General features: G+C 61.2%; 1 protein-coding gene. It reads left to right on the top strand.

Features of this window, described 5'->3' with window-relative positions:
- Positions 1 to 51: 51 nt before the first annotated feature.
- The coding region (locus D6877_RS12070; protein WP_130910921.1) for a class I SAM-dependent methyltransferase at positions 52 to 979 on the top strand (928 nt) is incomplete at its 3' end.

Here is a 979-nt window from a genome sequence, read left to right as displayed (position 1 = left end):
CCTTCATTTGTGGTTAAAATGCCGGCCCTTTGAACGGCCGAACCGTAATCCATGACCCCTGAAGCCCTCGCCACCCTCCACGCCCAATTGCTGCCCGCACTGGCGGCGGCACCCAGCGAAACCCGCCGTTTGTTTCACGGGCGCGGACGCTGCTGGCCGGGGCTGGAGCAACTGACCGTGGACTGGTTGCAGGGTGTGGTGCTTGTGTCGCTGTTCAAGGAACCGGCGCCTGAGCAACTGCAGGATTTGCGGCATTCGCTGCTGCAACTCGCCGCCTCGGCCGAATGGCAGCAATCCGGCGCGCACACTTTGCTGATCCAGCACCGTTATCTGCCGCAAAGCACGGCCGAATGGCTGATCGGCGAGGAAATCGAGGAAATGACCATCATCGAAGGTGGCTTGCAGTACCGCGTCGACTTGGGACGCAAGCAGAACACCGGGCTGTTTCTCGACATGCGCTACGGGCGCAACTGGGTGCGCGAACAAGCGGCGGGCAAGCGCGTGTTGAACCTGTTCGCCTACACCTGCGGTTTTTCCGTAGCGGCAATCGAGGGCGGCGCCAGCCATGTGGTCAATCTCGACATGTCCCGCGCGGCCCTGAGCCGAGGTCGCGACAATCACCGTTTGAACGGCCACGACCTGAGCAAGGTCAGCTTTCTCGGCCACGACCTGTTCAAGTCCTGGGGCAAGGTGATCAACAGCGGCCCGTACGATCTGGTGATCATCGACCCGCCATCGTTTCAGAAAGGCAGCTTTTTGCTGACCAAGGACTATCAACGAGTGTTGCGCCGCTTGCCGGAACTGCTAACCGCGCAAGGCACGGTGCTGGCGTGCATGAACGACCCGTCGTTCGGCTCCGACTTTCTCATTGATGGCGTGACCCAGGAAGCGCCAAGCCTGCGCTTCGATCATCGACTGGACAACCCGCCAGAGTTTCCCGATATCGACCCAGAGAGCGGCCTGAAAGCCCTGGTCTTCC

It is taken from the genome of Pseudomonas sp. Sample_9 (genome assembly GCF_004307535.1).
Lineage (GTDB): Bacteria > Pseudomonadota > Gammaproteobacteria > Pseudomonadales > Pseudomonadaceae > Aquipseudomonas > Aquipseudomonas mercuritolerans.
The sequence above is the reverse complement of the archived record's forward strand: the minus strand, read 5'-3'. Positions and strand labels throughout refer to the sequence as shown.